The sequence below is a fragment of the Amycolatopsis sp. NPDC049688 genome (genome assembly GCF_040674975.1).
Classification (GTDB): domain Bacteria; phylum Actinomycetota; class Actinomycetes; order Mycobacteriales; family Pseudonocardiaceae; genus Amycolatopsis.
In genome coordinates, this window is the sequence record NZ_JBFANY010000002.1 from 78,570 (window position 1) to 104,634 (window position 26,065).

The following is a 26,065-nucleotide window of genomic DNA, read 5'->3' on the forward strand; positions in this document are numbered from 1 at the left end:
CGCACGGCAACAGCGTGCCACGGCTCAGTCCCAAAGGGCACCGTCTCGTAAGCCCCAGATCAGCGTGCTTGCCGTCACCAGCGACAATGGAGACGTGACCGCCGCCCCGAGCAAGCCCGCCCTGAAGATCGGCCTACGAGGTCAATCCACCAGACGTGCTCGCACCCATGGCAGGGATCGCTAGGAACTAGGACGACCTCGGCTCCGTTGCGCGACTCACTGACTCGAACACCTCAAGGACCTGCCTCTTGGCTTCAACCTCTTCTAGCTCGAACAAATCGAGGTATTTGTAGTCACCCAGCAGGCCCGGCGCCTCGACCTCTTCGAAGCGGACCGGCAGGAACCGCGGGTTGGGCTGGGCTGCGGCAATGCTGATCTCTCGGCTCATCCAAGGCCGCGATGCATAGTCCTCAGATAAGACCACGACCACCGCGTCGGCGCTCTCGATGGCGTCCCGAATTCGGGCAGCGATGTTGTCTCCAACCTTCAGCTCCCAGGCGTCAAACCAGACCTTGTGGCCAGCGCTTCGAAGGATCTCCGCCAGCCACTTCGCGTTGGCAAATCCGTCACGATTAGAGTAGGAGATGAAGTAGCCCTCGCGGTTGCTTGCGAACGACGGAGGTTCCTGAGCCGCCCACCGCCAGGCGGAGCCGATGGTGAGCTCCGTCGATCGAGTTAGCTGCACCAAGTCCGCGTCCGGAGTGGTAGGCAGGAGCAGGTAGTTCGGTGCAACATTGAGCGCCAAGGCCAACGCGACCAGATCATCGGCATCGACACGGCGCTGCCCCTTCTCGATCCTGGACACAGCGGACAGCAGCGTCGGACGCCCAAGCTCGGTCATCCGGCCTGCGAGATCAGCCTGGGTAAGACCGGCTGCCTGGCGAAGCTCGGCGACTCGCTTCGCCAGACGTTGCCCCGTCGGCCCGATGGCATCCACCGTCTTTCCTCGCTCCATGGCGCTAGTGTAACCGAGTTCCTCAAAATCGCGAATTTATCCTCATCTTGACGAACTAGCGGACGCCTGGAACCCTGAGTTCTCTGGAGCAGGCGTTGGGCGTGGCCGTCGAAAAGACGACGGCCCCCGGAGGCAACCGGGAGCCGTCCTGGTCCAGTCCCGCGGCAGCAGGAAGGACTCCGATGTCGACCATAGACAACTCGAACGGCCAGGCGGAAGAGGCAGGCGGTGAGCGACCTCGCGCCGATTCCAGCCTCATGACGGTGCGCACCCTGATGATCATCAGTTTCGCCGGGATCGCGGGAATGCTCGCAGGGATCGTCGCAGGTATCAACGCCGGCCTTGCCGTCGGAAGCGCGGCTGGCCCTGTCGCAGGCGTTGCTGTCGGAATTCTCGGCGGCCTGAGCTGCGCAATGCTGGTTGGTATCTCGGTTGCGGCAGGCTTGCATGCGCTAGTCGGTAAGCAGTAGGAGAGAACTCGACCTTGCTGCGCTGGGTGACGCCATCGGGCTGTCACTCAGCTTTTTTCATGCCTCGGCCAGCTCCGCAGCTTGCCTGCCGTTGCATTTCGAGCCGAAGTCGCCTGCGTCCGACCGCCATCGCCCTTGCTCCTCGGTATGCGCACGCCCAGGCCCACTTCGAGTCCCGACCGCACCGCCCCCGCAGGAGCGCCGGTAGCTTCCGTAACCTTCCGAACCAGCGTCGCTCCCTTCCGGCAGAAGCTTCGCCGCGAGGTTCCTACTGTTCGCTACATCACCGGCTGAGCCCGTCGCCAGTCCAGCCGGCGACAGGCTGGCCGTGACCGAACCAGCCCGGCCATCGTTGACCGAGGTGGTGCCCATGGTTCACGCAGCCGAACGTCACGAACAGCACGTTGCGGAGAGCCTCGGCGGCCAGCATTCGAACGGTTGTCACTTCCAACTTCGGTTCCGGCTGCCCGATGTCAACACGTTGACATCGTGACAACATGTCGCGTCAGGTCAGCACGTCCAAGAGTCCGAACACAGCGTCCGCTTCGCGATTTCGCCGATGTCGGCCGCTGCACCAACTCTCCGAACGCGTCGACATCTCTCGCCGAGCTCGGTGTTTCCAAGACGGTCAGCTGGCAGGCAGTACCCAAAGGACGTAAATGCCTGCGAAGGCTGGGTCATCGGTGAAGCAGCGAGGTGCTGACGACGTCAGCCGGGATGTCGGCGGGGGCCGTGGTGGTGTCCATCGCGGCGAGGTCGAGCGTGAGAACGTCGTGGCCGGGGCCGCCGTGTAGTTCCCGGCAGGCTTCGGCGACAGCCAGGCAGGCGGCGATGACGCCCACGAACGCGGCCCCGACGGCGGTGCCGGCAAGCGTGACGACGCCGCAGGGGTCCCCGCGTGTGGCAAGGTCGCGAAAGGCCGTGCTGGCCGGAACCACCGCCGCCTGCGGCGGCGTGTTCCACGCGATCACGTCCTCGCTGCGCCGGGTTCCGGGAAACCGGCGCAGCAGCATCGACGAGAAGTCGGCGTGGCCGCTGCCCAGGCCCACATCGACGGCGAAGCGCCATCCAGCCGTGGAGGTCAGGCGCCGGGTCGGCAGGTTGTCGACGCCAAGGAGCGCTACGTGGGGCTCGGTGTCGGCGACATGCAGGTCGGCGCCGAGGCGCCGCTCCACGATTCGAGTGGTGAAGCCCGCGTGTTCGAGTGCCGCGGCGACCAGCCGGGTTTTCGGGGTGCCGGTTGATCCGCGAGGTGTGAGTACCCCGGTGCTGTGGTTTGCGAGGATGGTGCGGTCGGTGTCCTGCAGGACGACCTCGACCGGCTGCTCGGCCTGGTACGGGAGCCAGCTGAGCACCCATGCGTGGGCCTGTCCGAGGTGGCCGAGCCCGACCAGCCACCAACCCAGCGGCGCGTGTGCCAGCGCCGGGCCGGCGTCCTCGTCGCTGCCCGGATGCCACAGATTCACCGTTGCGGTCCTGTAGCCGCTGTCCTCGCCTGGGCGCGCCCGCATGGCCCCGAAGATCTCGCTGATGCCCAGAGCTCCAGCGGTGACGGCGGCCAGCGGGCAGGTGGTGTCGCTCCCGGAGGCGGCGTCGGCGGCGGGGGTCACCGTCGCCGTCCAGCCGAACCAGGATGCACGCAGCACGATCTGCCCGGCTCCGTGCTCGGGTGCCGCCGTCGCTCCGATCAGCAAGATCGGCCGGCGACGGTCCTCGACGAGGGTGGTGTCGGCGAGCACCTCGACGCCCTCGCCGCGCAGGGTTTCGATCAGCGACCGCCCGCGGGCGACGCCGGCAAGTACCCGGGCGTCGGGAACGTCGGCGAGCACGTGAACGTGGCCGAAGGCGCGGACGCCGGTGGCAGCGGCGGTCAGCAGCGCCGCCTGCCCGTCCACGGTGACGCAAGCGTCCGCGTCGGCGAAGATCATCACCCCGGTCTCGGCCTGGGCCGTTAGTGCGGCGTCCAGGGTGGGCTCGGTGTCGTCGTGCATGGCCAGCAGGGCCGTGCGGTGTACCGCGTCGACCTCGATGTTGTCGATCATCGGCTCCTCCTGGAGGTCAGCACGGCGCGGAGCCGGTGGGTGAGGTCGCGCAGCCAGCGCGGCAGCCGCATGCCTGTCACGTGGAGCAGTGTCGCGACGTCGTCGCGGTAGTAGGACTGCCAGCGCCCGCCGCCGAGATGCCGGTGCGCGCCCAGGTCTCGGACGGTGATGTCGCCGACGGCGTAGCGCGGTGCAATGAGTGCGATGTGCCCGGGTAGCGCCGACATCGGGTGGGTTGCGTCGGTGGTGCTCTGGCCGACCCAGTCGCGGGGGTGGGTGTGGACGTCGCCGACCACCCGCACCCCGAGACGGCGGCACGTCGCGGCCAGTGCGGTGTAGCCCTCGGCGTGGAAGGTGATCCCTCCGGTCAGCGAGCGGGGGTCGAGGTCGTCGTAGAGCGCGAATCCGGTCACCGTCGCGCGGCCCTCGCCTGTGCTGTCACGGGGCGAGAGCAGGAACGCGCCGGATTCACGGACGCCGCCACCGCGGTGGGCCAGCTGCATGAGCAGATCCGACAACAGCGCCGCGTTGATGGTGAGGCTGCCGAAGGGGTCGGGCATCGAAGGGTTCCTCTGGTCAGGGGTGCGGGATCGTCGCGGCGCTGAGCTCATGGTGGATCTGCTCGAGGTAGAACTCGATCGAGCGATTCGGGTTCCACGCCCGTTCTGGGTGCTGGCTCGCCCACTGATGCCCGGCGAGCGCGCGGCGGTCACACGCCAGGTAGGGGGCGTTGCCGTTCTGGATCGACCAGTCCTCGCGGCGGAAAACGAAGGCCGTCATTCCGCCGGTCGGCCAGCGTGACGGCGGCAGCGGGGTGTCGGTGGCCAGGTCCCAGGGTTGCCCGGCGGGCGCTTGGCCCGGGTAGCCGTCGACCAGGAGCCGCATGCCGAGCTCGTGGCCGTCTCCGGCGGTGATGGCGACGGTCAGGTGGGGCCAGGCGAGGCTGATCAGGCGCCAGGAGCCGGCCTCGACCCCGCTTTCGAATCGCGGCGAGACCACGTCCCGCTCGAGCCGACGCTTGCCGGGGTCGAGGTCGGCTTCTGACATGGCCGTCACCCCTGCGCGCGGACGAGGTGGACGAGGTCGAGCTGCAGCGCACAGCTGCCCTTGGGCACGAACGCGCCGATCGGGCTGTTGGGCGGCAGGTCGTCGGCGGCCCCGGGCAGGCGCAGCACCAGGTCCGACGCCGTCGCCGGGTCCAGGCCGAAGGCCGCGATGGCCTCCTTCCGGACCTTCTTCACGTGCGCGGACGGGTGAACCTCAACCGTCTTCGCGGTACCGACGTAGGACACGGTGACCGTGACCTGGCGGCAGTGGTGGACGAGCACGTGCCCGGGGGTGTCGCCAAACAGCTCTCCGATGGCCAGCTCGGCGTCGAGCTCCGTGTCGTCTCCGACGCGGAACACCTGGTCGCCGGAGTCGATCGAGATCAGTGCGACCAGTGCGGTCGCCGGGTCGGCGTCGGGGTGGGTGATCGCGGCCGAGTTACCGGCCGCGTACGCATGGACCCGCATGGGGGCCTCCTTGGGTGTACCTGGACCAAGATTTTCTACTCGGTCTCGGGATCACCTTACGCTCAAAAAGTCGCGAGATTGGTGTATTTTTTGGTCGACTCACTCGGTCGGGTGAGGTTGCCGTCGTTACCTTGTCGGGGCATACTGAGGTGTGCTTCTGACCGCGTCCAATGCTGCCCTCGCGGCGGTTTTGGCCTCTCCCGACGTGATCGAGCAGACCTTCCCGGGCGTACACCAGGAGGTGATGATGCTTATCCACCTGCTGCGGACCACGAGTCCCTCACTTGCCGAGGTGCTGACCTGGGGCATCATCGGGATGCTGACGCCGGCCACCCGGAGTCCGAGTGCGGCAATCGCCCTGGCCTACCGCCAGGCCGTGCTGCGCGCGGTGGCCCACGACCAGGACGGAGCCCGGGTGCCTTTCCCTCACGATCAGCCAGGAAGCGTGACCCACCTCGAAATCGTCGATCTTGCGGTGGCCGGTCGCTCTTGCCTCGGAGCAGCCGGGTGAGCGCCCCGGCCGGCGCGCGCGCAGAGGAATTCAACCCAGACTGGTCGATCCATCCGGGGACCGTGCTGCGCGACGTCCTGATGAACCGTGGAATACGCCAGGCCGAACTGGCCGAGCGCACCGGACTGACCCCCAAGCACATCAATCAGATCGTCAACGGGTCCATAGGAATCTCGTCGGACATCGCCGTTCTTCTTGAGCGCGCATTGGATATCCCCGCTCGCCGCTGGGTCGAGCTGGACGTATTCCACAGCACTTATGAAAGTAAGAAAAAAGCACAACAGAAACTCGGCGATTTTGTCGACTGGGCAAACGATTTCGACGCCGAGACGTTACATCGCCACCAGATCGTCTCTCCTGACGACGAGGACGTGACACGCATTGAGAAGATTCTCAGGTTTTTCGGCGTCGCCAGCCCCGAAGCCTTCGCAGCGACCTGGAAAAGGGCTCGCGTGTCATTCCGACGAAGCCAAGCCTTTGGCGTGGCCGAGAAGAACACGGCGCTATGGCTCCGCCTGGTCGAGCTTTCCGCCGAGAGCGCCGATGTCGGCCCCCTTCGAGCACGCGCCCTGCGGAGCTTCACTCGAACGCTCCCGCGGTTCACGACCCTGCCGCTCGTTGACGGTTTCGTTGCGACACGCCGCGCACTGGCCGAAGCAGGCGTCACACTGGTGTTCGTCCGCGAGATCCCCGAGACTCGGCTATGCGGGGCCACCACATGGCTGAACAAAGACAGTCCAGTCATCGGAATCACAGCCCGTGGACGGAAGCCTGACATCTTCTGGTTCAGCATTGCGCACGAGATCGGGCACATCTTGCTGCACGCAAAGCGAGAAACTTATTTAAACCTGTTCGTCGAACAAGCAGAAAAAGATACCGCGGAGTCCGAAGCCGACGAATTCGCCGCGGACACCTTGATTGACAACTCATTTAATCAAGAGGTTGCCGACGCCGCGACCCGTAACTCGCTTGCCGTCATCGCAGCACGCCTCGGCGTCGGCACCTCGATCGTTGCTGGCCGCCACGGCCACCTGACGAACAACTGGCGGACCGGCGCCGCCCTGCGCGGAAAGATTACCGATACTGAGATAGTCGAGTTGGAAAAAGAAACTGCGTCCTGACCGTGAACTCCACACCGCTTCGATTGCAAAGCTGAATCGAGCACCACCCACACGAAGGGCCACGGGTGGAACGCCGACGTCTGGAGCGTTTCCATTCCTTAAAGACGCGTTCGGCGGCGAGATCATCACTCGCTCCAGACATCGCCTACGCGGCTCGTCAACCACTTACAGCCCGGCCGAAGCGGAGCTTGACCGCCCCTGGTCGACGTGATCGACACCACAAGCGACAATGGAGGACGTGACCACCACCCTGAGCAAGCCCGCCCTGAAGATCGGCCCCTACCAGGTCGATCCCCCAGTCGTGCTCGCTCCGATGGCCGGGATCACCAACGTCGCCTTCCGGCAGCTGTGCGCCGAGTACGGCGCCGGCGTCTACGTGTGCGAAATGATCACCGCCCGCGCCGTCGTCGAACGGCACCCCGGCACCATGCACATGATGACCTTCGGGGCCAATGAAAAGCCCCGGTCCATGCAGCTCTACGGCGTCGACCCGAAGACCATGGCCGAAGCCGTCCGCATCATCGTCGGCGAAGGCCTCGCCGACCACGTGGATAGCAACTGGGGATGCCCCGTCGCTAAAGTCACCCGCAAGGGCGGCGGAGCAGCGCTCCCGTACAAGCGCAAGCTATTCGCCGACATCATCTCCGCCTGCGTGAAAGCCGCCGAACCGGCCGGTGTTCCGTTCACCGCGAAGTTCCGGATCGGCATCGACGACGACCACCGCACCTTCCTCGACGCCGGCCGCATCGCCGAAGCCGAGGGCGCCGCCGCCGTCAGCCTGCACGCCCGCACCGCCGCCCAGCGCTACTCCGGCCAGGCCGACTGGACCAAGATCGCCGCGCTGAAAGAGGCCGTGACCAGCATCCCGGTACTCGGCAACGGCGACATCTTCACCGCCGACGACGCCCTGCGCATGGTCACCGAAACCGGCTGCGACGGCGTCGTCGTCGGCCGCGGCTGCCTCGGCCGCCCCTGGCTGTTCGGCGAACTCGAAGCGGCCTTCGCCGGGCGCCCGCTGCCGACCCCGCCCACCCTCGGCGAGGTAGCCCGGGTGCTGCGCCGCCACACCGAACTGCTCATCGAGCACGACGGCCACGACAAGGCCATGCGCGACATCCGCAAGCACATGGCCTGGTACCTCATGGGCTTCCCCGTCGGCTCCGAACTCCGCCGCGGGTTCGCCATGGTGTCGTCAATGGACCAGCTGGACGACCTGATCGCCCAGCTCGACCACGACGCACCCTTCCCCGAGGCGGCCACCGGGCCGCGCGGCCGTCAGGGATCGCCGGGCAAGGTCACGCTGCCCCACGGCTGGCTCGACGACCCGGACGACGACAGCCGCCCGGAGACCGAAGACATGCACTCCGGCGGCTGAGCACACTTCGACATATCGCGACACTAGGTTTAAAGTGGGCTCACTTAACCCTCGAGGTCACTACGCCATCGATGCACGATTCACCCACCTTTGGACTGAACGATCATGATTGTGATCAAGATAGCGAGAACAGTGACCGCGACTGCTCCAGTCCCTAAACCCCACTTGAAGTAGAGCCAATTTCGGCCGTCATCCACCTGCTCGATGATTGTGTTTCCATATTCAGCCTGACTTGCGTAGCGCGTAGCCTCGTTGATCTCCTCCACTACTTGAGATAACTGTTGTGAAGCCGCTTCCACTTCCGACTTTACCTGACGAATTTCGTATGCGGTGTCGTTATTCATCGCCGACGTGAATGCCGAACTGAGATTCGAAGCCGCCGAATGGAGCATCCCAGCGTTGTCCGCTGCGTTACTCAGTTTCGATGCAGCGTCGTTCAATGTTGCAGCACTGTCAGCAAGATCCCGCAATCGTCCTGCGGCATCATTGAGGATTGCTGCAGAGTCTGGTAAGTGTCGCAGCGATGCGGCAGAGTCCGCGAGCAGCGCTACCGCATCGAGATCCAGGTAGGGGCTGTCAAAGGATTCCTTTACCAGATCCCTCAGCGTCGCAGCCGTACTTTTGCTGATCATCGCGACCTCGTCGATCGCTTCCAAGATTTCGTCCTTGGTGTCCACAACCGCGGACACCAGCATTGCCTCCAGCTCATCTTTGCCAAGAATATCGAGTCCGGCGAGCTGACTATAGGCACCGACTTCGCGGTCCTTCTTCCAGTTCAAAAGTAGCTTCTTTGGGTATTTGTCTTCTTTTGCCTTGTCATCCACCGGACGATGATGGGACTGACAAAGCAAGAGCAAGTTGCCGAAGCTGTTCAGAGTCTTCACGGGAATCGTCGGATCGAACCGGGCACTTCCCGGTTTCAGGCCGTTGATGTGCGCTATCTGAATGTTGATACTCGGATCGTCGTCGACTATGCGTAGGACCCGTTGCGAACACTTCGGCGCATAACAGCGACCTCGACTTAGCATGAACAGAGCTTCCCTGACTCCCGCCTTGTAGTAGCGGCTGCGCTCACTCACTGTGTCACCTCCATGACAACGACAGTGACGAGCAGCAGGCGTGAGCCGCAAGTCATGAGCCCGGCAAGCAGCAGTCACTATCAGTAACTTTGCTGTTATGACGCGTGCACGCAGCACAATAGCGGGACGCTCCGACACTTTTCGCCGACGTCGCCCGAAACCTCACTGGAACGGACCAATCGCCAGGATGAGGAACCGCCGTCTGAAGCGATCGCCACTACCGGGAAGGGCACTCAACGGCACCCAGCCTGCCCCGATAGCTCGGCCAAATTTTCAACTCGCCCGTTACCTCAGACCGCAGACGGCGCCACTCACGAAGCGAGTCTTACGACGGATGCCGTCGGCCATAGCGACCACGAGGAACTTTGCCCGTCGACTACCCCATACCGACAGTGTGACATCAGCTGCTCGATTGTCAGTTTTAACTTCAGTTCTGGCTGCCCGGTCGCGAAGGTGACGCGCAAGGGCGGCGGGGCCGCGCTGCCGTTCAAGCGGAAGCTGTTCGAAGCCATCGTGCGCGAGTCCGTCAAGGCCGCCGGGGACACGCCGTTCACGGTGAAGTTCCGCATCGGCATCGACGACGACCACCACACCTACCTCGACGCCGGCCGCATCGCCGAAGCCGAGGGCGCCGCCGCCGTCAGCCTGCACGCCCGGACCGCGGCGCAGCGCTACTCCGGCCAGGCCGACTGGTCCAGGATCGCCGCCCTGAAGGAGGCGGTGACCAGCATCCCGGTGCTGGGCAACGGCGACATCTTCTCCGCCGCCGACGCCCTGCGCATGGTCGAGGAAACCGGCTGCGACGGCGTCGTCGTCGGCCGCGGCTGCCTCGGCCGGCCGTGGCTGTTCGGCGAACTCGAAGCCGCCTTCGCCGGGCGCCCGCTGCCGACCCCGCCGAACCTCGGCGAGGTCGCGGGCGTCCTCCGCCGCCACACCGAGCTCCTCATCGAGCACGACGGCCACGACAAGGCGATGCGCGACATCCGCAAGCACATGGCCTGGTACCTGATGGGCTTCCCGGTCGGCTCCGAACTCCGCCGCGGCTTCGCGATGCTGTCGTCGATGGACCAGCTCGACGACCTGATCGCCCAGCTCGACCACGACGCGCCCTTCCCCGAAGCCGCCACCGGCCCGCGAGGACGCCAGGGCTCCCCGGGCAAGGTCACGCTGCCACACGGCTGGCTGGACGATCCGGACGACGACTGCGTCCCCGAAGCGGAAGACATGCACTCGGGCGGCTGAGCTGCACCAGGCTCACCCCGAACAGCAACACCCCCAGCGGCACGTGCACGGTCGTGACGTGCGCGATCCCGAGGAACACCTGCGCGGTCACGAGCCCCAGGAACACGACCGCGTAGAGGGCCACCCGCGGCGAGCCCCGCCCCGACCGCCAAACCAGGACGGCCGCAACCACCTGCACCACGGCGACCACCCACACCGTGTACGCCGAAGCGCTGTGGAGGACATGCCCGTTCGGGGTGGCCAGCAGCAGCCCCGCGGTGATCGGCGCGAGGAACAGCGCCAGCGTCTGCAGCGCGATCGTGCCGCGCATGAACGTCGTCATACCCAGTAGACGACGCAGCCGCCCGAAACGTGAGGCCGTGACATCTGTCAGTCCCAAGTCGTGGCGGACGGCATCCTTCCCGAAGCTCCCCCCGCGACAAGCTCATCTCATGACGACGAACCAGCCCGGAACCGCCCTCCTCAAGACCCTCGCGATCGAGATCGCCGTCCCCATGGCGGTCTACTACGCCCTCCACTCCCTCGGCGCGAGTGACTTCGCCGCGCTCGCCGCCGCCGGGGTCTTCCCGCTGGCCCGGACCCTCCACCAGTTCGCCAAGGACCGCACGCTCAACGGCCTCGCGCTGGTCGTGCTCACCACCAACGTCGTCGGCATGCTGCTCACCTTCGTCACCGGTGACGCCCGGATGATGATCGCCAAGGACTCGCTCGGCAGCGGCATCACCGGCCTGGTCATCCTCGCCTCGGCGTTCACCGCGGCCCCGATCATGACCAAGACGATGCGCCCGTTCCTCACCCGCGGCAAAGCCGAAAACGAAGCCGCGTGGGAACGGCTCGGCGAAAACGAGGCGTTCAACGCCATCCTGCGGCGCTGCAGCGTGATCTGGGGCATCGGCTTCGCGCTGGAAAGCTCGGTTCGCATCGTCGGCGCGTTCACGCTGCCCGTCTCGACCATGGTCTGGCTGAGCACGACCATCTTCGCCGTCGCCTTCGCGATCATCATGGTCGTCGCCGGGAAGGTCGCCGAAAAGGCGGGCAAGATGATCGCCGCCGACGCGGCCGCGCGCCCCCTCGTGGCCGCTTGACCTGCACCGATACCGCGTGTACAGGTGTGTACATGTACAGCAAGCGGCAACAGCTGGTCGGTGACCTCACCGACCTGATCCGCTCCGGGCGTCTCGCCCACGGCGAACGCCTTCCCGGCGAGCACCAGCTCGCCCTGCAGTACCAGGTCAGCCGCGGCACGGTCCGCAGCGCGCTGTCCGAACTCCAGCAGCTCGAGCTCATCTCCACCCAGGCCGGCGTCGGGTCGTTCGTCACCTTCGACGGCGTCCAGCTCGACCAGCGGATCGGCTGGGCCCGCGCGCTCGCCGACGCCGGCGCGCCGGTCACCACCGAACTGCTCGGCATCGAGACCGTCGAAGACGCCGCCCTGGCCGAAGAATTCGGCGAGACGGCCTACGTCGCCGTGCGGCGGCTGCGGCGGGAGCACGACCGCGGCATCTCGCTCGAAACCGCCACCGTGCCCGCCGCCGGGCCGCTCGCCGACCTGCCCGGGACCGGCCTGCGGGACGGCTCCCTGACCAAGACCCTCGAAGCCGCCGGGCGGATCTCCGTCGGCGGCGACCAGTGGATCAGCACCGAACGCCTCGACGCCGGTGCCGCCGGACTGCTCGGCCGGAGCATCGGCGAGCTCTTCCTCCGTGCCGAGCGCACCTCGGTCGACGTCGAAGGCCGGCTCGTCGAGCGGGTCGTCAGCCTGCTGGACCCGGACCGGTTCCAGTTCCACCTCACCTTCGGGCACCGGTGAGCGCGCGGGACCGGGCGCTCGGCGCGTTCACCGGGCTGGCCGTCGGCGACGCGCTCGGCATGCCGACGCAGTCGATGTCCCGAGCCGCCATCGCCGCCACCTACGGACCGGTCACCGGCCTGCTCACCGCCGTCGCCGAGCAGCCGGTGGCGCCGTCGATGCCCGCCGGTTCGGTCACCGACGACACCGAACAGGCCATCCTGCTGGCCCGGCTGCTCATCGACGGCCGCGGCACCGTCGAGCCGCACGTCTTCGCCGACGCCCTGCTCATCTGGGAGGCGGACATGGTCCGCCGCGGATCCGCGGACCTGCTCGGGCCGTCCACCAAACGGGCACTGTCGCGGCTGCAGGACGGCGTCCCGGCCGACGAAGCCGGCCGCACCGGAACGACCAACGGCGCCGCCATGCGGGTCACGCCGGTCGGCATCGCCACGCCGTCCGAGGACCTGCACACGCTGGTCGACGCGGTCGTCGCGACCGCGCGGGTCACGCACAACACCAGCCTCGGCATCGCCTCGGCCGCCGCGGTGGCCGCGGTCGTCTCCGCCGGTGTCGACGGCGCGGGCCTGGCCGAAGCGCTCGACGCGGGCGAGCGCGCCGCCGTCGTCGGCGGGGAACGCGGGCACTGGGCACCCGGCGGGGAGATCGCCGCGCGGATCCGCTGGGCGCGCGGCTGGGTGCGGGGCATGGCCCCGGCCGCCGTCGCGGACGCGGTCGCGCGGGTGATCGGCACGTCGGTCGCGTCGCAGGAGTCCGTCGTCGCCGCGTTCGCGCTGGCCGAAGCCATGGGCGACGACCCGCCGGCGGCGCTGCGCCTGGCCGCCGGCCTCGGCGGCGACACCGACACCGTCGCCGCGATCTGCGGGGCGATGCTCGGTGCCGCGCACGGCATCGGCGCGTTCCGCCCCGACGTCGTCGAGACCGTGCTCGCCGTCAACCGGCTCGAATTCGGGCCGCTGGTCGACGAACTCCTGAAGCTGCGCCGCCGATGACCGGGCGGCTGGTGCACACCGGGCAGGTCGTCGTCGACCTCGTCATGGCGGTGCCGGCCCTGCCCCCGGCCGGCGGGGACGTCCTGGCGTCGTCGGCGAACCTGTTGCCCGGCGGTGGTTTCAACGTGATGGCCGCCGCTGCGCGGTCGGGCGCGCGGGTGCTTTACGCGGGCTGCCACGGAATCGGCGCCTTCGGTGACATCGCCCGCGCGGCCCTCGCCGCCGAAGGGGTGGAGCTGGCGCACTTGCCAGTGTCCGAAGTAGACACTGGGGTCGTCGTCGTGTTCGTCGATGCGACCGGCGAGCGCACCTTCGCTACCGGGACCGGCGCCGAAGGACGGCTGCGCGCCGAACTGCTCGACCGGATCACCCCAAAGACTGACGACGTGGTGTACGTGAGCGGCTACAGTTGGTTGCACGAGATCAATCGCGGGGCCCTCCTCGGATGGCTGCCCCGTCTTCCCGGCTCGAGGATCCTGTTCGATCCTGGCCCGCTCATCGGCGACATCAACCCTGGAGACCTCCATGACCTACTGTCCACAATAGACATCCTGAGCTGCAACGCCCGCGAAGCCGAGGTGCTCGGCGAGCTGCCGCCGGTCGCCATCGTCCGCGATGGCGCGAAGGGCTGCCGCGTGCACGAACACGGCCGGATCACCGACGTCCCCGGGTTTCCGGTCGACGCGGTGGACACCACCGGCGCGGGCGACACGCACTGCGGCGTGCTGGCCGCGGAGCTGCTGCACGGCAGTACTCTCCTCGACGCCGCCGTGCGCGCCAACGCGGCGGCCGCCCTTTCGGTGACCCGCCCCGGGCCGGCGACCGCGCCGGTCCGGGAGGAGATCGACCAGCTGGTGGAGGCCACGCGATGACCGGTTCCCGCAGGCTCGAGGTGGAGACCAACGGCCTCGACGTGATCGACGACGCCGAGCGGCGCGGACGGCCACGGCAGCTGTTCTGGCCGTGGTTCGGCGCGAACGTGTCCGTGCTGGGGCTGAGCTACGGCTCGTTCACCCTCGGCTTCGGCATCTCGTTCGGGCAGGCACTGGTCGCCGGCGTGGTCGGCATCCTGTTCTCGTTCCTGCTGTGCGGGTTCATCGCCATCGCCGGCAAACGCGGGTCGGCGCCGACGATGCTGCTTTCGCGGGCGGCGTTCGGCGTGCGCGGCAACCGGCTGCCGTCGGCGATCTCGTGGCTGCTGACGGTGGGCTGGGAGACCGTGCTCGCCGCGCTGGCGACGCTGGCCACGGCGACCGTGTTCGAGCGGCTCGGCTGGGGCGGCGGGACACCGACCAAGGTGGTCGCGCTGGTCGTGGTGGCGGCGCTGACCGTCGCCGCCGGCGTGCTCGGCTTCGACGCGATCATGAAGCTGCAGACGTGGATCACCTGGATCACCGGCGTGCTCACGGTGGTCTACGTGGTCCTGGTGGCCGGGGACGTGCATTGGGACGCGGTCGGCGCGCTGCCGTCCGGTTCGGCCCAGCAGTGGGTCGGCGCGCTGGTGTTCCTGATGACCGGGTTCGGCCTCGGCTGGGTCAACGCGGCCGCGGACTACTCGCGCTACCTGCCGCGCTCGTCGTCGAGCCGCGGCGTGGTCGGCTGGACGACGTTCGGCGCGTCGGTGGCCCCGCTGGTGCTGCTGGTCTTCGGGTTGCTGCTGGCCGGGTCGTCACCCGACCTGAACAAGGCGATCGCCGCGGACCCGATCGGCGCGCTGACGACGTTGCTGCCGCTGTGGTTCCTGGTGCCGTTCGCGGTCGTCGCGGTGCTCGGCCTGGTGGGCGGGGCGGTGCTGGACATCTATTCGTCCGGGCTGGCCCTGCTCTCGGCGGGCCTGCGCATCCCGCGCCCGGCGGCGGCGCTCGTCGACGGCGTGATCATGATCCTCGGCACGATCTACATCGTCTTCTTCGGCGGCGAGTTCCTCGGCCAGTTCCAGGGTTTCCTGGTGACACTGGGCGTCCCGGTCGCGGCCTGGTGCGGCGTGATGCTCGCGGACGTCCTGCTGCGGCGCCGCGACTACGCCGAGCGCGACCTCTTCGACCCGGCCGGCCGGTACGGCGACGTCCGCGTCGGGCCGATCGCCCTGGTGCTGGTGGCGACGGCGCTCGGCTGGGGCCTGGTGACGAACACGTCCGCGGACTGGCTGAAGTGGCAGGGGTACCTGCTGGCACCGTTCGGCCTCGGCGGCCGCGACGGGGCATGGGCGTACGCGAACCTCGGCGTCCTGCTGGCCCTGGCGCTGGGCTTCCTGGTGACATTGTCGACCCGGCGGCGGATCCGCGTGCAGGAGGCGGCGTGAAGTCGGTCCTGGCAGTCATCGACCTGCAGAACGTGTTCGCCGACCGGGCGAGCCCGTGGTTCACCCCGCGTTTCGCCGAGGTGGTCCCGCCGATCGAGCGTCTGGTGACGGCCTTCGGCAACAACGTCGTGTTCACGCGGTTCGTCGCGCCCTCGCAGCCGGAAGGAGCGTGGAAGCGGTACTACGCCCAGTGGCCGTTCGCCCTGCAGCCACCGAACGCACCGCTGTACCAGGTGATCGACCGGTTCCACCCGGCGTCCACTGTGGACGCGACCACGTTCGGCAAGTGGACCCCGCGAATGGCCACCCGCGTCGGCGGCGCGGGCCTGGTCCTCGCGGGCGTCTCGACGGACTGCTGCGTGCTGTCGACGGCGTTGGCGGCAGCGGACGCGGGCGTCTCGGTGACGGTGGTATCGGACGCCTGCGCGGGTGTCGACGACGAGAGCCACGCGAAGGCGCTGGACATCCTGCGGCTGTACGGCCCGCTGGTGACGGTGGCCACAACGGCGGAGGTGCTGGGCTAACCTGATACCGGTGAGCCTCGAAGCCTCAGCAATCGCGTTGACGACTGCGGTGGTGAAGGCCGCCGCGAAGATCTGGCTGGGCGACCGCCCGATCGCCGCGGACGCCTCGGCCAGGGCCCTCGACCTGCTGGAGAAGCAGGTCACCGGCCTCAACGACCGCCGCAAACTCCGGCTCCTGTTCACCAACCTCGAAGACCGGGTAGCCGACCGCCTGCTGCCGTTCCTCGACGTCGAGTTCCGCGCGGTACCGGAAAACGAGCGAGCGGCCACGATCGACGCCGCGCGGGAGACTTTCGAACGCGCCGAGTTGACCGATGACGACCTCTTCGATATCGACCTCGACGCGGCTTTTCTCTATCGCTACCTTCTCCGAACGGCGCCTCGGGTCCCGCACGAGTTCCTCCTCTCGACGGACGCCGTCGAGCTGTACCAGCGGGTCCTCCGGGAATGCTGCGCCTACCTCGTCCAGGTGACCAGCACCCTGCCGCGATTCCAGCCGGGCGCGCTCGTCGAGATCCTGCGCCGGGAGACGGAGATCCTCGAAACCGTCCGGAACGTGCTGAGTGTCCTGCCGGAACGCCGGCCCCCGGACGACTTCGCGGCGGATTTCCGCCGTCAGGTGATCACCGCGCTCGACCGCATGGCGCTGTACGGCGCGGGCCTGACCGACGCGACGCGGCTGTACCCGCTATCGGTCGCCTACCTGAGCCTGAGTGTCACCTCGAACGACGATGCGGCAGCCGCCGACCGGATCGAGCACGTGCTGCCGCGGACGTCGCGGATCCTCCTGCGCGGCGAAGCCGGTTCGGGCAAGACAACGCTCCTGCAGTGGCTGGCCGTGCAGTGCGCGAGCCGTCGCCTGCGAGACATCGAGGGCTGGGACGAGCTGGAGCCGTTCTTGGTGCGGCTTCGGCGGTTCAGCCACACCCCCCTGCCCACCCCGGAGCACTTCCTCGACGAGGTCGGCAGACACATCGCCGACGAGATGCCGGCCGGCTGGGTGCAACAGCGCCTGCGCCGCGGTCGCGGAGTTCTGCTCGTGGACGGCCTCGACGAAGTCCCGGACGAGCGTCGCCGCGAAGTGCGCGAATGGCTGCGCGAGCTCGTCGTGGCGTTCCCGCGCGCTCGATTCGTGGTCACGACCCGCCCGGCCGCGGTGGCCCCGGACTGGCTGCGGGGCGAGGGGTTCAGCGAGGTGCGGCTGCAGCCGATGACGCGCCAGGACGTCCGGACGTTCGTGACGCGCTGGCACGCGGCGCTGCCGGGCGAGCCACTCGACGCCCAGCGCGATGCCCTGCTCGCGGCCATCAGCGCGCACAGCGCGTTGCGGCGGCTCGCCGAGAACCCGTTGCTGTGCGCGCTGCTCTGCGCCCTGCACCACGAAGGCAGCGGGCACCTGCCGGACAACCGCATGGAGCTTTACGACGTCGCACTGCGCATGCTGCTCAGCAGCCGTGACGTCGAACGGCGGATCGAAGCCACCGTTCGGCTTTCCCTGACGGAGAAACTGGTACTGCTGCGGCACCTCGCGTACTGGCTGGTTCGCAATGGCCACACGGACGCCACGGCCGGTGACACGGAACGCCGGATCGCCGCGAAACTCCGGTCGATGGGCCAGATCGACGTGACTCCGCGGACGGTGTTCCGCCACCTCCTCGACCGCGGCGGCGTGCTGCGCGAACCGGTGCCGGGCCGGATCGACTTCGTGCACCGGACGTTCCAGGAGTACCTCGCCGCGCAGGCTGCTATCGAAGAGGACGACATCGGCGTCCTGACGGCGAACGCGCACTTGGACGAGTGGCGCGAGGTGGTGGTCCTGGCGGCGGGCCACGCCCACCCGGCCCAACGCGAGGCCCTGCTCGACGGGATCCTCAGCTGGGACGCGGACGAAAAGCGGCGGCTCAAACTCGACCTCGTCGCGCTGGCCTGTTTGGAGACCTCGCCCGAGCTGAACGAGCAGCTGCGGAACGAGATCGAAGACCGGGCCGCCGCCTTGATCCCGCCGAAGACGTTCGCCGAAGCGTCGGCGCTGGCGTCGGCGGGCGAGTTCGTCCTCGACCTGCTGCGTGACTGCGATCCCGAAAAACCGCTCTCGACGGCGGCGACCGTGCGCGCGGCCGCGCTGATCGGCGGTCCCCAGGCCCTGGAACTCCTCGCCCGGTACGGCTCCCATCAGGATCCGGTGGTCGCGATGGAACTGGTCGCGGCAAGGGCACAGTTCGAACCCGCCGAATTCGCCGAACGCGTGCTCGCCGACTCCCCGCTGATCGACGGGTTTCTCAGCATCACCGACCCCGCGATGCTCGCCGGACTGGACCGCCTGCGCCGGCTCGTCGGGCTGCGCTGCTCGTTCGACGACGGATACGGCCGGCTCGGCTTCGTGCGCGACCTTTGCCGCCTGGAGTCCCTCGAAGTCGCGGACATCGCCGGGTACGACCTGCCTTCGCTGGCCGGCACCGGGCTGGCCAGGCTGGCCCTCACCGGACCGGCGTTGCCCCGATCGCTCGACCTCACGCCACTCACCGAGGTGCGCGGGCTGACGTCCTTCGAAGCCAGGGTCGAGACCCACGGCTGGGACGCGCTGGCCGAACTGCCGGAGCTCCGGCACCTGCAATTGAGCTGGATCGACGACCCGGAGCGGCTGGCCGGCCTCGTGCCCCTGGCCGGCCTGTCTTCGCTGTCGCTGAGCAACGCGTTCCGGTTCACCGACCTGACGCCGCTGACCTTCCTCACCGCGCCGGTGTCGCTCTCCTTCCAAGGATGCCAAGCACTCACGGACGTGAGCCTGCTCGGACGCTGGGCGAACGGGCTGCAGCGGCTGCGGCTGCTCGCGTGTCCCGCCGTCGATCCAGCACCGGTCGCGGAACTGACCGAACTGCGGCTCCTCGACCTCACGGGCGTGACCCTGGCCGACAGTTCGCTGCTCTCCGGCCTGACCCGGCTGGAAGATCTCCGGCTCAACACCGGACACACCGTGCTCGATCTCACGCCGCTGGCCGGTCTCCGCCACCTCGGAAAACTGACCGTGCGGGGCACCGGTGTGCTGGACCTGCGCCCGCTGGCCGGCCGCAGCGCCCTGCACGTTCTGACCAGCAGTCACGTCGAGGTGCTCGGTTTCGACCGATTGGGCCCGGACTGCGCGCTGCTGCCGCTCTCCGACCGTTGACCTGGCGTTCAACCGCGCGAAGTAGATTCGAGCCGTGATCGACCACATCAGCATTCCCACCGAGGCCGGTTCCTTCGACGCCATCGCCGCCGGTCCCGAGGACGGACGGCCCGTCCTCCTCCTGCACGGCTTCCCCGAAGCCGCCGTCGAGTGGGAGCACCAGGTCGCCACCCTCGGTGTTCTCGGGTTCCGGGCCGTCGCGCCGGACCAGCGTGGCTACTCGCCCGATGTGCGGCCCGAGCAGGCCGGGGACTACTCGATCGATCACCTCGTCGGGGACGTCGTCGCCATCACCGAAGCGCTGGGCTGGCCCAAGTTCAACCTCGTCGGGCACGACTGGGGTGGCGCCGTCGCCTGGTGGACCGCCGACGCGCACCCGGAGCGGCTGCGCAGCCTCTCCGTCGTCTCCACGCCGCACCCCGCCGCGCTCGCCGAGGCCATGAAGACCGACGAGGACCAGTACCTGCGCAGCCGCTACATGACCGAGTGGCGGCAGACCCGCGTCACCGAACGGCGGATGCTGGAGAACGACGCCCGCGCGCTGCGGGACATGTTCGAGCGGCGCGTGCCGCCCTCCAAGGTCGATGACTACGTGCAGCGGCTGTCCGAGCCGGGCGCGCTCACCGCCGCCCTCAACTGGTACCGGGGCGGGCGCCCGGGCGGGAAAATCGGCAAGATCGCCGTCCCCACGCTGTACGTCTGGAGCACCGAGGACGTCTCCTTCGGCTCGACCGCCGCTCTCGACACCGCGAACTGGGTCACCGCGCCCTACCGCTTCGAAATGCTCGAGGACGTCACGCACTGGGCGCCCGAGGAGGCCCCGGAGGCCGTCACCACGCTGCTCGTCGAGCACCTCAACGCGCGGTAACCGGCCGTCACCCCGCCGGGCGGACCACCGGTAACCCACCCGCCTCGCGGTACGGGCCACCGCGCGCCGTCGTGTTCACTGGGGCACGTGGATACCGCGACCGAAACCGAAACCGAGCAGATCGTCTTCGTCACCGAGGACGGCGTGCCCACCGGCGAAACCGGCCCGAAGCTGGCCAGCCACCACGAGCACACCCGGTTGCACCTGGCCTTCTCGTGCTACGTCCTGCGGCGCAGCGACAACGCCCTGCTGATCACCCAGCGCGCGCTCCACAAGAAGGTCTGGCCGGGGGTCTGGACCAACAGCGTCTGCGGCCACCCCGCACCCGGCGAAACCCTCGAGGACGCCGTCCGCCGGCGCGCCGGCTACGAGCTCGGGATGCCGTCGCTGTCCGGGCTGCACTGTGTGCTGCCGAACTACCGCTACCGGACGCCGCCGTTCCAGGGGATCGTCGAGAACGAGTTCTGCCCGGTGTTCGCCGCGTGGGCCGACACCGAGCCGGCGCCGAACCCGGATGAGGTCGGCGACTGGCGCTGGGTCGCCTGGACCGACTACACATCGTTACTGAACGATCCGTCGGCCAATGTGAGTTACTGGGCCAAGGACCAGTTCGAGCAGCTCAAGGCCATCGAGCCGTTCTCCGGACTCTGGGCTGACGGTGTCGCAGAGTAACCGTCACCGTCCCGTTTGAGCGAAATTCACCTTCCCCCGTACCGGCGCCTCAAGCGCGGCCGCCACCGCGACGACAACCAAGGGGTGGCGGAGGTGGGCACAGCCGAGAGCGAAGGCGCACTGGGATGCGCAGCCGGCGCGCGGCCGCCGGACCTGCTCCGCCTGCACGAAGCCATCGCCGGCCTGCTCGCCACCCAGGGCGACTGGCGCCGCGCCTACCTGCACCTGCGGTCCGCGCTGGACATCGCCCGCGACGGCAGCCTCCGCGACGCGCTGACGTCGAGTTACAACCGCCGGTACCTCGACGAGCGGCTGTACGGACCGTTCACCGACCGTCCGCCGCTGGGGATCGCACTGGTCGATCTCGACCGGTTCAAGAGCGTCAACGACACGTACGGTCACCTCGTCGGCGACCGCGTCTTGCGCCGGGTCGCCGATCTGCTGCAGGAGGACCTGCCGCCGGGCGGCTTTTGCGCCCGCTACGGCGGCGAGGAGTTCGTGCTGTGGCTGCCGGGCGTCGACGCCCGGGACGCGGTGCGGTTCGTCGAGGGCGCCCGGCTGCGTGTCGCGCGTCACCCCTGGTCAGAACTCCAGCCGGGGCTGCGGGTGACCATCAGCGCGGGCCTGGCACACGCGGCACGGGGCGCCGGGTCGCCGGAGCGCCAGCTGCGCAGCGCCGACAGGCTGCTCTATGCGGCGAAACGCGCGGGCCGCAACAAAGTGGCCTATCACGACGCGCAAACGGCACAGTTAATAACCCACTCTGAGTAACGCAAGCACGGCATTACTCCGGTTCACCGACGCGGTGCATCACCCGTTTGTCGACGCCCACCGGCCGTTCGTCGACTGAAGGTGAAGAAAATTCCGGGAGGGTGTCGTCACGAACGGGGGGTATCCGTACGATAACGAAAACCGCCGGGGGAACGATCACCTCCTGCGGGGGAAGACGGCCAAGTTCCAGTCCGCCCACCGGACGCGCGAGAGGAGACCGAGTGCCGGACGAGCACGACAGCCCGGGAACCGGTCGCCGCACCGGCCGCCGCCGGTCGATGGAGGACCAGGGCGGGATCAGCGTCTCCGACGTCGTCGCCCGGACCACCGGCACCCGGCCGGTGCCGCCCCGGGAGCAGCAGGACCGTGCCGACCAGCCGGGACGCCGGGTCCCGCCGGCCCAGCCGCGCGCGGCACAGGGACCTACGGAGAACCCAGTACCCACGGACGCGACGCGTCAATCACGCACCCCGCGCCCCCGCCAGCCGCGACGCACCACGGCGGCGGCCCCCCAGCCGGAGGCCCCCCTCCAGCGCCGCCCCCCGGCAGCGAACCCGGGCCCCCAGCAGACGGCGGCGGCCCCGCAGCCCCCGCGGAGAGCCCGCCGGGTAGCCGCCGAGGCAGCGGAGACCCGCCCCGCGGCAGATGGAGCAGCACCGACCCCGGACAGCCCGCGCCCCCGCCGCGCGGACGCGCAGACCCGGCGCCCCGACGGTCCGGCCCCCCGCCGAGCGATGGCAGACGGCCCCGCGCCTCGCCGCGCAGCCGCGCCCCAGCGGCCCACGCCGGACAGCCCGGCACCCCGCCGCACGCCGGGTGCGGACGGGATCGTCCCCAACCGCACGCCCGGCGGCGACGGAATCGCCCCCAACCGCACAGCCGGCGCCGAGGGGATCGCCCCTCGCCGCACCGGCGAGCACCCCGCACCTCGCCGGGCCGCCGCGGAAGGGCCGCTCGATGGCCCCCGCCGCGCAGCGAACGCACCGGAAGGGGCGCCCTCGCGCCGCCCGGCCCCGGATGGCCCAGGACCTCGCCGCTCCGCCGCTGCCGATGGTGCCCGTCGAGCAGCAGCTGCCGACGCAGCCGCGCCCCAGGGTCCGGATGGCCCGGCACCCCGCCGCGCAGCCGTTGCCGACGGTGCCCGCCGTGCAGGTGCTGACCAGCGCCCGGCCCCGGACAGCCCAGCGCCCCGCCGCACGCTCGGCGCCGACGGAATCGCCCCTCGCCGCGCAGCCGCCGCGGAAACCGCCGCCCAGCGGCCCACCCCCGACAGCCCAGCGCCCCGCCGCACGCCTGGCGCCGACGGAATCGCCCCTCGCCGCGCAGCGGAAACCGCCGCCCAACGGCTCACCCCGGACAGCCCAGCGCCCCGCCGCGCCGCCAATGGCCCGGCTGCCCGCCGCGCAGCGGCCGCCGCCGAAGGCGCCGCGCAGGACGGCCCCCGCCGCACACCAGGTGCCGAAGCAGCCGCATCCCAGCGCACTTCCGACGGCCCCGCGGCCCGCCGCGCAGCCGAAGGCGCAGCGCCCGACGGCCACCCCCCAGCCGCCGATGCTCCGGCCGGCGTGCCCCCTCGGGCCGCTCTCGATCCGCTCACCATGACCGACGAGATGGAAGCGATCGACGAGGCGACCCAGTACCGCCGCAAGATCGACCACACCCTCGCCCGGTTCTCCGCCGCGCACGACGAGATGGAAGCCGAGGAAGCCAAGCGGCGGGAACGCCGTGAACGGCTCTCGCCCACCTCCCTCATCGAGAGCACCCGCACCGCCCTGCACCGCGTCGTCGCCACCACGCCGTCGCCCGAAGAAGCGCCCGAACCCGAGCAGACGCGGCTGCAGGAGAAGAAGCAGCTGAAGACCGACCGGGCGGCGCGGTTCGGGCGGATTGCCGCCGCCGTCGTCGCCGGGCTCGTCTTCCTCGGCATCGGTGGTGCTTGGGGCGCGCAGACCTACTTCGACGCCAAGTTCACCCAGGTCTCCGCGCTCGACGAGAACTCGTCCGACATCCAGGACGCCGACGCGCAGGCCAACGACGAGAACTTCCTGATGGTCGGCTCCGACACCCGCGACGGCGCCTCCGCCGAAGAAGGCGTCGGCACCGCCGACAGCAACCCGGGCGCGCGAAGCGACACCGTGATGGTGGCGCACATCCCGGCCGACCGGAAGCGGGTCGTCGTCACGTCGTTCCCGCGTGACCTCGAGATCGACCGGCCCGACTGCCAGCGCTGGGACCCCGCGCAGAACAAGACGACCGACCAGGTCTCCCCGCGGCAGAAGATCGCCAAGCTCAACACCGCGTACGCGGTGGGCGGGCCGGCCTGCGTGACCAAGGTGATCCAGCAGATCACCGGCCTGCGGATCAACCACTTCGTCGGCATCGACTTCAATGGCTTCAAGGAAATGGTCGACGCCGTGCACGGGGTCACCATCCATACCGACATCCCGATCGACGACGAGATCCTCGGCAAGGTCCTGATGCAGACCGGTGATGTGACGATCTCCGGCGACCAGGCCCTGAACTTCGTGCGCGCGCGGCACGTCAAGGCGGACGTGGCGAAGTCGGACTACGACCGGATCAAGCGGCAGCAGGAGTTCATCGGCGCCCTGCTGAAGAAGGTCATGTCCTCGGACGTCGTGCTCGACCCCGGCAAGCTCAGCGACTTCATCACCGCCTTCGCGAAGGCCACCTTCGGCGACAACCTCGGCGTCAAGCAGATGATGACGCTGGCGCAGTCGATGAAGGGCCTCGACCCGTCGAAGATCACCTTCCTCACCGTCCCGACCGTCGGCATCGCCAACAGCCGCGGCAACGAGGTGCTCGTCCTCAGCAAGACGAAGGCCCTGTTCGAAGCGCTGCGCAACAACACCCCGCTGCCCGACCCGAACGCGCCGATCCCGCGCAGCGAGCAGGCGCCGCCGACCAGCACGTCGAAGCCGAAGAGCAGCGGCACCTCGAAGTCCACCACCACCCGCAAGAGCACGAGCAACGGCTGATCCGCGAGGATCGTTAGTCCGGGTTCACGTGCGGTTCACCCGGCGATGCGGTGTTTGGCCACGGTTGGCCGTAGGGTTGGGCCATGCGTGAGGCCTACCATGTCGAACTCGAACAGCTCGCCGACCACCTGGCGGGGATGTCGGTCCAGGTCGCCGACGCCATGGAGCGCGCCACGCGCGCCCTCCTGGAGGCCGACCTCAGTCTCGCCGAGCAGGTGATCAGCGACGACTCGAAGGTCGACGACGCCCGCGCCCAGTGCGAGGAGCAGGCGTACGCCCTGCTGGCCCTCCAGGCGCCGGTGGCGACGGACCTGCGCACGGTGCTCGCGGCGATCCACGCGGCCGAAAGCCTGGAGCGCATGGGCGACCTGGCGCTCCACGTGGCGAAGGCCGCCCGGCGCCGTCACCCCGAGCCGGTGCTGCCGGATTCGGTGCGCCCGTACTTCGCCGAGATGGGCGAGGTGGCGGTCAAGCTGGCCCGCCAGGTCGAGCAGGTCATCCACTCCAAGGACATCGAAGCGGCGAAGTCGATCGAGTCCGACGACGACCAGGTGGACGACATCCACCGCCACCTGTTCACGGTCCTGATGGACCGCGAATGGCCGTACGGGGTGGCTTCAGCGGTCGACGTGACGCTGCTGGGCCGCTTCTACGAGCGCTACGCCGACCACGCGGTTTCGGTGGCCAAGCGGATGATCTTCGTGGTCACCGGCAAGATGCCGGGCTACGGCACCGACGACGAAATCTGAGCCTGCAAAAGGAAAAGCCCCCGGCCGGCGCCGGGGGCTTTTTCGTCTCTCCATTTTGGACAAAACGAAAGGCCTTCCTCACCGGCCCCGAGCGCCGGTGAGAAAGGCCTTCCGCAGCAACGGCTGCTCAGCCGAAGCGACCGGAAATGTAGTCTTCCGTGGCTTTTTCGTCCGGGTTGGAGAAGATCTTCTCCGTGTCGTTCAGCTCCACCAGCCGGCCCGGCTGGCCGACGCCGGCGAGGTTGAAGAACGCCGTCTGGTCGGAAACCCGGGCCGCCTGCTGCATGTTGTGCGTGACGATGACGATCGTGTAGTCCTTCTTCAGCTCGCCGATCAGGTCCTCGATCGCGAGCGTCGAAATCGGGTCCAGTGCCGAGCACGGCTCGTCCATCAGCAGGACGTCCGGCTGGACCGCGATCGCCCGCGCGATGCACAGACGCTGCTGCTGACCACCCGAGAGGCCGCCGCCCGGCTTGTTGAGGCGGTCCTTGACCTCGTTCCACAGGTTCGCGCCGCGCAGGGCGCGCTCGGCGATGTCGTCGAGGGTCTTCTTGCCCTTGGTGCCGCCCAGCTTCAGGCCCGCGACGACGTTGTCCTTGATCGACATCGTCGGAAACGGGTTGGGGCGCTGGAAGACCATGCCGATCGTGCGGCGCACCTGGACCGGGTCGACCGACGACGCGTAGATGTCCTCGCCGTCGAGCAGCACCTGGCCGTCCACGCGGGCGCCGGGGATCACTTCGTGCATGCGGTTGAGCGTGCGCAGCACCGTCGACTTGCCACAGCCCGACGGGCCGATGAACGCGGTGACGTTGCGCGGCGGCACGGACAGGGTGACGCCGTCCACGGCGTGGAACTTGCCGTAGTAGATGTCGACGTCCTTGACATCGATTCGCTTGGCCATCA

The 26,065-nt window shown here is 68.8% G+C and carries 25 protein-coding genes; 17 read left to right on the forward strand and 8 right to left on the reverse strand.

Annotated features, from left to right (window positions below):
- Positions 1 to 187 precede the first annotated feature (187 nt).
- The gene (locus AB0J55_RS06245) at positions 188 to 955 is read right to left on the reverse strand and encodes a TIR domain-containing protein (protein WP_364243641.1); all 768 of its coding nucleotides are present in this window, start codon (positions 953 to 955) and stop codon (positions 188 to 190) included.
- 182 nt (positions 956 to 1,137) lie between these two features.
- Here AB0J55_RS06245 and AB0J55_RS06250 point away from each other — a divergent pair, with 182 nt between their 5' ends.
- Positions 1,138 to 1,425, forward strand: a complete 288-nt coding sequence (locus AB0J55_RS06250) for a hypothetical protein (RefSeq protein ID WP_364243643.1) — start codon at positions 1,138 to 1,140, stop codon at positions 1,423 to 1,425.
- 677 nt (positions 1,426 to 2,102) lie between these two features.
- Here AB0J55_RS06250 and AB0J55_RS06255 read toward each other — a convergent pair.
- Genes AB0J55_RS06255 through AB0J55_RS06270 form a run of 4 tightly spaced genes read right to left on the reverse strand, consistent with a single transcriptional unit; the run spans position 2,103 to position 4,981 of the window.
- A complete protein-coding gene (locus AB0J55_RS06255) occupies positions 2,103 to 3,467 on the reverse strand; it encodes a hypothetical protein (RefSeq protein WP_364243645.1) in 1,365 nt (454 codons plus the stop codon).
- Positions 3,464 to 4,027: a hypothetical protein gene (locus tag AB0J55_RS06260; RefSeq protein WP_364243648.1), complete on the reverse strand. Its 564-nt coding sequence runs from the start codon at positions 4,025 to 4,027 to the stop codon at positions 3,464 to 3,466. Before AB0J55_RS06260 ends, AB0J55_RS06255 begins: the two co-directional genes overlap by 4 nt.
- Positions 4,028 to 4,043: 16 nt before the next feature.
- Entirely contained in the window at positions 4,044 to 4,514 is a 471-nt protein-coding gene (locus tag AB0J55_RS06265; RefSeq protein WP_364243650.1) for a hypothetical protein, read from the reverse strand.
- Positions 4,515 to 4,519: 5 nt separating this feature from the next.
- Complete coding sequence (locus AB0J55_RS06270; RefSeq protein WP_364243652.1) at positions 4,520 to 4,981, reverse strand: hypothetical protein; 462 nt, start codon at positions 4,979 to 4,981, stop codon at positions 4,520 to 4,522.
- A 205-nt stretch (positions 4,982 to 5,186) separates the two neighbouring features.
- Here AB0J55_RS06270 and AB0J55_RS06275 point away from each other — a divergent pair, with 205 nt between their 5' ends.
- From AB0J55_RS06275 to dusB, 3 genes are all read left to right on the forward strand, one after another.
- Entirely contained in the window at positions 5,187 to 5,492 is a 306-nt protein-coding gene (locus AB0J55_RS06275) for a hypothetical protein (protein WP_364243655.1), read from the forward strand.
- Positions 5,489 to 6,613, forward strand: coding sequence for a helix-turn-helix domain-containing protein (locus AB0J55_RS06280; protein ID WP_364243658.1), 1,125 nt, complete (start codon positions 5,489 to 5,491; stop codon positions 6,611 to 6,613). The genes AB0J55_RS06275 and AB0J55_RS06280 overlap by 4 nt, the downstream gene beginning before the upstream one ends.
- A 229-nt stretch (positions 6,614 to 6,842) precedes the next feature.
- Positions 6,843 to 7,988, forward strand: a complete 1,146-nt coding sequence (gene dusB, locus AB0J55_RS06285) for a tRNA dihydrouridine synthase DusB (RefSeq protein WP_364243660.1) — start codon at positions 6,843 to 6,845, stop codon at positions 7,986 to 7,988.
- Positions 7,989 to 8,068: 80 nt separating this feature from the next.
- Here the strand turns inward: dusB and AB0J55_RS06290 are convergent, their stop codons facing one another.
- Positions 8,069 to 9,067 carry a hypothetical protein gene (locus AB0J55_RS06290; protein ID WP_364243662.1) on the reverse strand — a complete coding sequence of 333 codons (999 nt, stop codon included), beginning with the start codon at positions 9,065 to 9,067 and terminating at the stop codon, positions 8,069 to 8,071.
- A gap of 399 nt (positions 9,068 to 9,466) precedes the next feature.
- On the opposite strand from AB0J55_RS06290, the gene AB0J55_RS06295 reads away from it, so the two are divergent.
- On the forward strand, positions 9,467 to 10,309 hold the full coding sequence (locus tag AB0J55_RS06295) for a tRNA-dihydrouridine synthase (protein WP_364245901.1): 843 nt from the start codon (positions 9,467 to 9,469) through the stop codon (positions 10,307 to 10,309).
- Here the strand turns inward: AB0J55_RS06295 and AB0J55_RS06300 are convergent.
- On the reverse strand, positions 10,230 to 10,631 hold the full coding sequence (locus tag AB0J55_RS06300) for a hypothetical protein (RefSeq protein WP_364243664.1): 402 nt from the start codon (positions 10,629 to 10,631) through the stop codon (positions 10,230 to 10,232). The two genes, AB0J55_RS06295 and AB0J55_RS06300, sit on opposite strands and share 80 nt — an antisense overlap.
- 109 nt (positions 10,632 to 10,740) lie before the next feature.
- On the opposite strand from AB0J55_RS06300, the gene AB0J55_RS06305 reads away from it, so the two are divergent.
- The 12 genes from AB0J55_RS06305 to phoU all read left to right on the forward strand — a co-directional run bounded on the left by AB0J55_RS06305 (position 10,741) and on the right by phoU (position 25,159).
- Positions 10,741 to 11,394, forward strand: a complete 654-nt coding sequence (locus AB0J55_RS06305; RefSeq protein WP_364243666.1) for a VC0807 family protein — start codon at positions 10,741 to 10,743, stop codon at positions 11,392 to 11,394.
- 32 nt (positions 11,395 to 11,426) lie between these two features.
- Positions 11,427 to 12,119, forward strand: a complete 693-nt coding sequence (locus AB0J55_RS06310; protein WP_364243669.1) for a GntR family transcriptional regulator — start codon at positions 11,427 to 11,429, stop codon at positions 12,117 to 12,119.
- The gene (locus tag AB0J55_RS06315) at positions 12,116 to 13,111 is read left to right on the forward strand and encodes an ADP-ribosylglycohydrolase family protein (protein ID WP_364243672.1); all 996 of its coding nucleotides are present in this window, start codon (positions 12,116 to 12,118) and stop codon (positions 13,109 to 13,111) included. The genes AB0J55_RS06310 and AB0J55_RS06315 overlap by 4 nt, the downstream gene beginning before the upstream one ends.
- Positions 13,108 to 13,983 (forward strand): PfkB family carbohydrate kinase, encoded by an 876-nt coding sequence (locus AB0J55_RS06320; protein ID WP_364243675.1) that lies wholly within the window; start codon positions 13,108 to 13,110, stop codon positions 13,981 to 13,983. Before AB0J55_RS06315 ends, AB0J55_RS06320 begins: the two co-directional genes overlap by 4 nt.
- Entirely contained in the window at positions 13,980 to 15,413 is a 1,434-nt protein-coding gene (locus AB0J55_RS06325) for a cytosine permease (protein WP_364243678.1), read from the forward strand. The genes AB0J55_RS06320 and AB0J55_RS06325 overlap by 4 nt, the downstream gene beginning before the upstream one ends.
- On the forward strand, positions 15,410 to 15,937 hold the full coding sequence (locus tag AB0J55_RS06330; RefSeq protein WP_364243681.1) for a cysteine hydrolase: 528 nt from the start codon (positions 15,410 to 15,412) through the stop codon (positions 15,935 to 15,937). Before AB0J55_RS06325 ends, AB0J55_RS06330 begins: the two co-directional genes overlap by 4 nt.
- A 10-nt stretch (positions 15,938 to 15,947) precedes the next feature.
- Positions 15,948 to 19,103 (forward strand): NACHT domain-containing protein, encoded by a 3,156-nt coding sequence (locus AB0J55_RS06335; RefSeq protein WP_364243684.1) that lies wholly within the window; start codon positions 15,948 to 15,950, stop codon positions 19,101 to 19,103.
- Positions 19,104 to 19,137: 34 nt separating this feature from the next.
- Positions 19,138 to 19,971 (forward strand): alpha/beta hydrolase, encoded by an 834-nt coding sequence (locus AB0J55_RS06340; protein WP_364243687.1) that lies wholly within the window; start codon positions 19,138 to 19,140, stop codon positions 19,969 to 19,971.
- A gap of 87 nt (positions 19,972 to 20,058) precedes the next feature.
- On the forward strand, positions 20,059 to 20,643 hold the full coding sequence (gene idi, locus AB0J55_RS06345; protein ID WP_364243689.1) for an isopentenyl-diphosphate Delta-isomerase: 585 nt from the start codon (positions 20,059 to 20,061) through the stop codon (positions 20,641 to 20,643).
- Positions 20,644 to 20,727: 84 nt separating this feature from the next.
- Entirely contained in the window at positions 20,728 to 21,414 is a 687-nt protein-coding gene (locus AB0J55_RS06350) for a GGDEF domain-containing protein (protein ID WP_364243691.1), read from the forward strand.
- Between the two features lie 1,565 nt (positions 21,415 to 22,979).
- Complete coding sequence (locus tag AB0J55_RS06355) at positions 22,980 to 24,410, forward strand: LCP family protein (RefSeq protein WP_364243694.1); 1,431 nt, start codon at positions 22,980 to 22,982, stop codon at positions 24,408 to 24,410.
- Positions 24,411 to 24,493: 83 nt separating this feature from the next.
- Positions 24,494 to 25,159 carry a phosphate signaling complex protein PhoU gene (gene phoU, locus AB0J55_RS06360; RefSeq protein WP_364243697.1) on the forward strand — a complete coding sequence of 222 codons (666 nt, stop codon included), beginning with the start codon at positions 24,494 to 24,496 and terminating at the stop codon, positions 25,157 to 25,159.
- 127 nt (positions 25,160 to 25,286) lie between these two features.
- Here phoU and pstB read toward each other — a convergent pair whose 3' ends face one another.
- A complete protein-coding gene (gene pstB, locus AB0J55_RS06365) occupies positions 25,287 to 26,063 on the reverse strand; it encodes a phosphate ABC transporter ATP-binding protein PstB (RefSeq protein ID WP_125308653.1) in 777 nt (258 codons plus the stop codon).
- Between the last annotated feature and the right edge of the window lie 2 nt (positions 26,064 to 26,065).